At 61.8% G+C, this 7,444-nt stretch carries 6 protein-coding genes; 3 read left to right on the plus strand and 3 right to left on the minus strand.

The window, feature by feature from the left end; genetic code table 11:
- The coding region (locus tag JWQ61_RS02410; protein WP_304359104.1) for an HdeD family acid-resistance protein at nucleotides 1-1,363 on the minus strand (1,363 nt) is incomplete at its 3' end.
- A gap of 21 nt (nucleotides 1,364-1,384) precedes the next feature.
- Entirely contained in the window at nucleotides 1,385-2,266 is an 882-nt protein-coding gene (locus JWQ61_RS02415) for an alpha/beta fold hydrolase (protein ID WP_304359105.1), read from the minus strand.
- Between the two features lie 282 nt (nucleotides 2,267-2,548).
- Here JWQ61_RS02415 and JWQ61_RS02420 point away from each other — a divergent pair, with 282 nt between their 5' ends.
- Complete coding sequence (locus tag JWQ61_RS02420; RefSeq protein WP_304359106.1) at nucleotides 2,549-4,279, plus strand: CocE/NonD family hydrolase; 1,731 nt, start codon at nucleotides 2,549-2,551, stop codon at nucleotides 4,277-4,279.
- 163 nt (nucleotides 4,280-4,442) lie between these two features.
- On the plus strand, nucleotides 4,443-4,961 hold the full coding sequence (locus JWQ61_RS02425; RefSeq protein ID WP_304359107.1) for a spore coat protein U domain-containing protein: 519 nt from the start codon (nucleotides 4,443-4,445) through the stop codon (nucleotides 4,959-4,961).
- On the opposite strand, the gene JWQ61_RS02430 is transcribed toward JWQ61_RS02425, so the two are convergent.
- The gene (locus tag JWQ61_RS02430) at nucleotides 4,958-6,865 is read right to left on the minus strand and encodes a sigma-54-dependent Fis family transcriptional regulator (RefSeq protein WP_304359108.1); all 1,908 of its coding nucleotides are present in this window, start codon (nucleotides 6,863-6,865) and stop codon (nucleotides 4,958-4,960) included. The genes JWQ61_RS02425 and JWQ61_RS02430 overlap by 4 nt on opposite strands.
- Nucleotides 6,866-7,028: 163 nt before the next feature.
- Between JWQ61_RS02430 and JWQ61_RS02435 the strand changes: the two genes are divergently transcribed.
- Nucleotides 7,029-7,444, plus strand: a 416-nt coding sequence (locus tag JWQ61_RS02435) for a hypothetical protein (RefSeq protein WP_304359109.1), incomplete at its 3' end; no start/stop codon positions are given.

Here is a 7,444-nt window from a genome sequence, read left to right on the forward strand (position 1 = left end):
TGGCCATTGCATGTTCCTGGCGCCAGGTGCGGCGCGAACGCGACATGGTGCGCAGCGCCAGGCGCGCCATCTTCAGCCAGCCGAACGGCCTCGGGTCCGCCAGCATGCTCATGGCGCGCGCGTAATCCAGGGTCAGTCCCGGCGTCCACGCCATGGTTTTTGCGCGCTTGCGGATTTGCGCCGCCACCCACAGTTCCGGCGTCAGCAGCAGCCGCACAAACGCGCTCCAGCTGCGGCCGCGGATCCTGCCGGCCGCGCCCTCCAGCGCGGCTTCCAGCGCGCGCGCGACCGAACTCGAGCAGTTGCGGTAAGTCAGGTTGTAGGTATTGTCCTGCCGGTAGCTTTCCCAAAAAGCACTTAACCGTTCGGCACTGTAGTTCCTGATCCTGACCTTGGCGGTCGACTCGCACCAGGCGCGCGATTCGGTAGGATAGTCCGGCTGGAACACGCCTGCCACATCATTGTCCGGCGTAGCCCGCAGCAGACGCCCGAAATCGTCCGGCGAGCGGTCGATTTCAACTCCAGGATAGAGACTGATATAAACGCCTTCAGGCGTCTCCAGCGCCGCATGGCCGGTTGAAATCACGCCGTCGGAATCAACCGCGGCAATATAACGATCGATGATCGGCAGCCGCTGCGCCGGCGCCCTTGAGGAACCGACCGGAGTCCAGACATGGACGGTCAGGGCCTTTTCGCCGGCAGCCGGCGGGCCGTCCCATTCCTGCACAATATCCTTGGCCGCCGCTCCGGCATATTGCTTGGCGGAGCCGGCCTCTGCCCTCCGCAGCAAGGACTCGACCGTTGCCTCGGCCGACAGGCGCCGCACGCGGTACGACAGCAGCAGCATCTGCCAGCCGCCGAACGCCAGGCCCAGCCCGACGCAATAAGGCACGGTGCCGAGGTAGTGGGTCGGGTACGGCTGGTAGAAAAAAATCGCGATGCCACACTCGACGATGCCGCCGGCGAGCGCCAGCCGCCAGCGCGGATAACGCACCACGGTTGCCGAGATGGATTGCAGCAGTCCGTCAGCCAGGAACAGCGTGCCGAAAATCATCGACAAGATGAAATTGCCATGGTGGTGCCCGGCCAGGATAAGCAGTGCGGCAATGATGAACGCCACGCCTTTGATGTGGCGCAGGATGCGCTGCCCGGCGACCCCGGTCCACGCCACCGCCAGCGTGGCGATGCCTTCGGCAAGCAGGAAGTAGGCGAAAAAACTGATCGGAAAATACAGCGCATTATCCAGGGCGTCGACAAATATCACTACTCCCGCGACAGTCCAGATCCAGCCGATGATCCGCAATCCGTGCCAGCGATCGCGCAAGTAGTCGACACCCAACAGCAGCAGCACCAGACGCAACATGAGGTAGCCTTTCAAAAATGATCAGAGCAGCGCCAATATAGCATCGGCAAAATCCTGCGCGGCTTCCTGCGGCAGGTTGTGTCCTGCAACCGGGACCACCCGGCGCTGGTACGGTCCGCTGAAAAACCGCTCATGTCCTGCCGAGCCGCCGCTCGGGCTGACGCCGTCGCCGGCGCCGTCCAGCACGACGGCCGGCACGCTGATCGGCGGCTGCGCGGCCAGCAGCGATTCCGTATTCTGATAGGCGGGATCGCCGGGCGCCAGTCCGAACCGATGCCGATAGGAATGGATCACGACCTCGACAAAATCCGGGTTATCGAAGGCGGCGGCGCTGCGCCGATAAGTCTCTTCATCGAACCGCCAGTTGGGCGACCACAGGCGCCACAGCAGCTGGCAAAAGGCGTAGCGGTCCTGCGCCAGCCCGGCCCGGCCGCGTTCGCCGTGGAAGTAATATTGATACCAGTAGCGCCATTCGTTTTCCGGCGCCTGCGGTTTTACCGATGCCGCAATATCCTGGATATTGTAGCCGCCGCCGGACACCAGGCCGCGCACGCGCTGCGGCCACAGCGCAGCGACGATGCAGGCAGCGCGCCCGCCCCAGTCATAACCGGCCAGCACCGCGCTGGGAATCGCCAGCGCATCCATCAAGGACAGCAGGTCATGCGCCAGCGCCGCTTGCTGGCCGGAGCGCGGCGTATCAGCCGACAGGAAACGGGTCGGACCATAGCCGCGCAGATACGGCGTGATGACGCGGCAACCGGCCGCCGCCAGCAATGCGCTCACGTCGTCGTATGCGTGGATGTCATAAGGGAAGCCGTGCAGCAGCAGGACCGCGCGGCCATCGGCGTCGCCGCTCTCCGCGTAGGTAACATTAAGAACACCCGCATCGATCCGATTTAACATCCTCGCCCTCCGATTTGGTTTGACTAGCGACAGTGCACATTGATCATTAGTCGCTATCTTCTAATCTTTTTATTGATGCTGCAACGCGATGCGTGGGTTAATAAAAAGACGAAAAAAGAACGATCGTTCACTTAATTTCGACAGGCTTCCACCTGCCGCAAACGCTGCATGCAGATGGTCCGCTCAATAACGATCGCTCACTACCTTTCGCTTTCCCGCAGCACGCAGTTTTGAATCCCCCGCAACACTGAATAATCAATCATAAATACAGGAGAACGTCGCATGCGCATCTCGTCTTTATTTACCCTGCCCGGCATCGCCCTGGCGCTAGGCTTGAGCCTGGCCTCCGCTGGCGCCAACGCCGAACTGTGCCGCAGCGCCAGTCCGGCCGAAGCAGCCGCCTACGCCAGCCCCATGCAATCGCCAGGAATCGTCTCTCCCGTGGACGGCACCTGCTGGATCCCCGCCATGACCATCACCAGTTTCGACGGCACCAAACTGGCGGCCAACCTGTTCCTGCCGAAGCGCAGCAGCAGCGACCAGAAATTTCCCGCCATCGTCATGATCGCCAGCTGGGCGGCGCCGGGCCGCGTCGAATATATCGGCCAGCAGCAGAAGCTGGCGCAAGACGGTTATGTCGTGGTCAGCTACACCGCGCGCGGTTTCTACCTGTCCGAAGGCCAGGTCGACGTCGCCGCGCCGGAAGATGCGCGCGATGTCTCGTCGGTGCTCGACTGGCTGCAAGCCAATGCGCCTATCGACATCAACAACGTCGCCGCCAGCGGCATTTCCTACGGCGCCGGCCTGTCGCTGATCGCGCTTGGGCAAGACCCGCGCTTCAAGACCGCGGTCGCCCTGTCCGGCTGGGCCACGCTGGCGGACCAGCTGTATACGTCCGGTTCGCCCAATCTGACCTGGGCCACCGTGCTCGGCCTGGCCGGCAGCGTCACCGGCCGCCCTGCGCCTGAGGTGAACCAGAACATACTGGCCCTGCTCGATCCCAACACCAGCGCCGCCAGGATCGCCGACATCACTGCTTGGGCCAAGCCGCGTTCGCCGTCCACTTATGTAGCCGCCATCAACAAGCGCAACGCGCCTGTCTTCATCAGCAAGAACTTCCAGGACGACATGTTCACGCCGAATTCTTCGCTGGCGATGTTCGCCGCGCTGACCGGACCTAAAAAAATCCTGCTCAACGCCGGCATCCATGCTTCCGCGGAATTGACCGGCGCCTTGCTGGGTGCGCCCAACTATCCGTACGACCAGGCTCACCGCTGGTTCAACCGCTGGTTGAAGGGCGAGCAAAACGGCGTCGATACCGAGCCTAAGGTTTCCATGCAGATCAAGTTCAGCGACCGTCGCGAAACGTTTACCACCTGGCCGGCGCCCGAGCTCACCAACAAGACCTATTACCTGGCTCCGCGCGGCGCAATCCGCTTCGACCTCAGCTGCTTCTGCGGCAAAGGCGACAAGGGCCTGATCTCCAGCGCGCCGAACAAGACCACCGACTCCGACCTGATCCAGAACCTGTTCGACACCACCGCCAGCAGCGGCCTGATTCCTATCCTCTCCACCCTGGGCGAAACCATCAACCTGCCGGTGGTCAATTCGCTGCTGACAGTCAGCCTTGCCGCCGGCGTCCGCTACGAAGCGCCGGCGCTCAGCGCCACCCAGAAAATCCGCGGCATTCCAAAACTGAATCTGCGCGCCACGCCTTCGCAGGCGCGCGCCCAGGTGGTGGCCTACCTGTATGACGTGGATGCGATCGGCACCGGGATCCTGATTACCCATGGCGCAACCACCCTGCACTGGGCGACGCCAGGGCAGACCGTCGATTTCCCGATCGAGTTCTCGGCTACCGCCTATGACGTGCCGGCCGGCCATCACATCGGCGTAGTGCTGGATACTGCCGACAGCCTGTATGCCTCGCCAGTGAACCTGGGCGAACGGTTCGGCGTGCGCTTTGAATTCAGTCCGGGCCAGCAATCGACCCTGGTCTTGCCAACCTTGTAATGCCTCCCCGACAACTTGCTTGGCTTTGCCATGTAAGTTGTCGGTAAGCCTACAAATAAATATTTCCATAAGGAAATTTATATGATATAGATGCGTATAGCAAGACGTGGATCAAGCGTGGTCCGGACCGGACAAACAGGCAGTGGCAATCGGGAGATTCGTCATGAGAAAGTCTACTCAAGGTTTTATCTTACTTGTCGTATCAGCATGCAGCGCCGCCGGCGCGTTTGCGGCGACAGCCACGGCGACCATGACCAACACCGTCACCATCGCCAACAACTGCAGCATTGCCACCATCGGCTTCACCACCACCTACGATCCGATCGTCACCAATGCCACCACCAACCAGGACGTGACCGCCAGCGTCACCACCACCTGCACCCCGGGCGCTGCGCCCGTCATCACGCTGGGACAAGGCGCCAACGCCAATGCCGGCTCCACCGATTCGGTGCCGCTGCGGCGCGTATCCAGCGGCGGCGGCACGCCGACCTACCTGACTTATTCGCTGTTCTCGGATTCCGGCCGCACCACGACCTGGGGCAACACCGTGGCCACCGCGCCGGCCACAGTCAACGCCACAGGAACGGCAACGCCGGTGACGATCTACGCCCGCGTGCCATCGGGACAGACCGGCATCGCCACGACATATACCGACACCGTGGTCGCCACCGTCACGTTTTAACGCAGGTTCAGCTTGCGGTACACGGTATTGCGCGAAACCCCCAATGCCTTGGCGGTAGCGGACACGTTGCCGCCGCAAGCTTCGTAGCTTTTCCTGACAGCAGCCTGCGCCAGGTGTTCCAGGCTGCCGGCGCCGTCAGTTGAAACCGCGGCAACCGCAAGCAGCGGCGCGGCCTGCACATCTTCCAGGAAATCGTCGGGCAGGTGCTCCAGCCTGATGAGGCCGTCATCCCCGGCCATGACCACCGCGGTCCGCAACAGGTTGCTCAGCTGGCGGAAATTTCCCGGCCAGCTGTGCCTGCGGAACAGCTCCATGATGTCCGGCGCGACGCTGCAGCAGCGCCCTTCATTGCCGGCTTCCGCCAGCAACCTGTCGACGATCACATCGAGATCGCTGCGCTCGCGCAAAGCCGGCAGCTTGACCACCAGGCCGTTCAAGCGATAGTAGAGATCTTCCCGAAACAGGTTGGCCGCAATCAGTTCGCGCAGGTTGCGGTTGGTGGCGCAAATCACGGCCAGGTTGACCGGAATCGCCTTGGTGCTGCCCAGCGGCGTCACCACCCTCTCCTGCAAGACCCGCAGCAAGCGCGCCTGCAGGCTGAGCGGCATGTCGCCGATTTCGTCCAGAAACAGCGTGCCGCCGTTGGCTTGCAGCAGCTTGCCCTGCCCGCCTTTTTTGCGGGCGCCGGTAAACGCCCCCTCTTCGTAACCGAACAGTTCAGATTCGATCAGGGTTTCCGGAATCGAGGCGCAGTTGACGGCGACAAAAGCACTGTTCTTGCGCGGCGAATCGTTATGGATCGCCTGCGCCAGTAATTCCTTGCCGGTGCCGGTTTCGCCGGCAATCAGGATAGGAATGTCGCGCCCTATCACTTTGTCGAGCTTGCCGATCAGGGTCGCCATGTGCGGATCGCCGGTGTTCAGGTAACGCAGGCTCGACAGCCGGCGCGCCGCCGTCTTCGGCGCGGTTGCCGCCGCAGGCAAGGAAGGCAGTTCGCTGTAGTGCTGGAACACGCTGTTCGACAGCCGCAGTTCAGCGCGGGCATAGACTTTTACGCCGCTGTGCAGGCACAGATTGAGCAGGCCCGGAGCGGCCGCCCGGTAGTGATCGAACAGTGTCGACAGCGGCAAGCCGAACAGCGAGCTGAAGGTATGCGATTGCAAGGCCGCCTGCGACAGACCCAGATGGAACATGGCGCTGCGGTTGGCCGACAGGAACCGGCCGCCGGGCGTGAAGCAGGCGATGCCTTCCACCAGCGTGCCGATGAATTCCGGCCGGCTATGGAAATGCAGGGTGACGGCGTTCTCGAACGCCGCGGTAAACAACTGGTTTTCAATCATCTGCGCCGACATGCGCACCAGCGCCATGGTGTGCTTGTGGTAGCTGCCGCGATCGCCGCTGACATCCAGCACGCCGAGGATATTGCCCTGGTAATCGAAAATCGGCGCCGCCGAACAGGTCAGGAAATGATTCGCCGAAAGATAATGGGCGTCGGCATGCACCGTGGTCGGCACGCCTTCCGCGATGGCGGTGCCAATGGCGTTGGTGCCCTTGCTTTGCTCGGACCAGGTCACTCCCGGATTCAAGGCCACGCGATTGGCCTTGACCAGGAAATCGTCGTCGCCCAGCGCATGCACGATCACGCCGTGGGCGTCGGTCAGGATCACCATGTTGTGAGTGTTGACGATCTGCTCGTACAGGGTTTCCATGACCGGCAAGGCATGCGCATGCAAGACCCGGTTCTGTTCCAGCAACAGCGACAGGGAGCTGCGGTCCAGCGGCATGATGTCCGGCTTGTCGTGCTGGTCCAGGCCGTAGGCGCTCGATCGCTGGTGCGATTTTTCAATCACCGCGGGATCGCAGGAAAAATGCTCCGCCGACCTGTTGTATGAGATATCACGCATTTTGTCTCCTTCGGGCAGGTTCTGCGAACCTCTCTTTGCGGGCGCTGGTGCGCCTCTCGACGAATTTATTTCCCCTCAGTCTACCGGTGAATCACGCCTGACGTAACTGTTCTGACGTCAGCCGGGGTCTTAGGTTCAGCGGCATTTGGTGTATCCTCTTGGCATGAACAGCGAAACCGATATCCAACTCAGCGGGCCATTCAGCGTCACCGACGCTGCCGGCCGTGGCCATAACATAAAAGCAATCCGCATCTTCGATGAAGGCTACGGCATCATCGACGTCTATGTCGATTTCGCCGCGGCGATCGGCAAAGAGCGTTTGTATGAAGACAAGGTGCTGATCGCCCAGGTCCTGGCCCAGCTGCGCCGGACCGGCTACGTCGGCCCGGATTTCGGCCATGGCGACCTTGGTTTGCAAGATGACAAACTGATCGTGCTGGAAGCGCCGGAAGAATTCAACGACTTCGCGGCCAGCAAGGGCTGGAAGAATTTGGCCGACGAATTTGCCGACGAGCAGGACACAGAGTCAGACGACGCTCCCGGGCAAGCAGCATCAAACTCAAAACTGGATGCCCTGAA

The organism is Collimonas fungivorans (assembly GCF_028292705.1).
In the GTDB taxonomy this organism is placed as follows: Bacteria; Pseudomonadota; Gammaproteobacteria; order Burkholderiales; family Burkholderiaceae_D; genus Collimonas; species Collimonas fungivorans_B.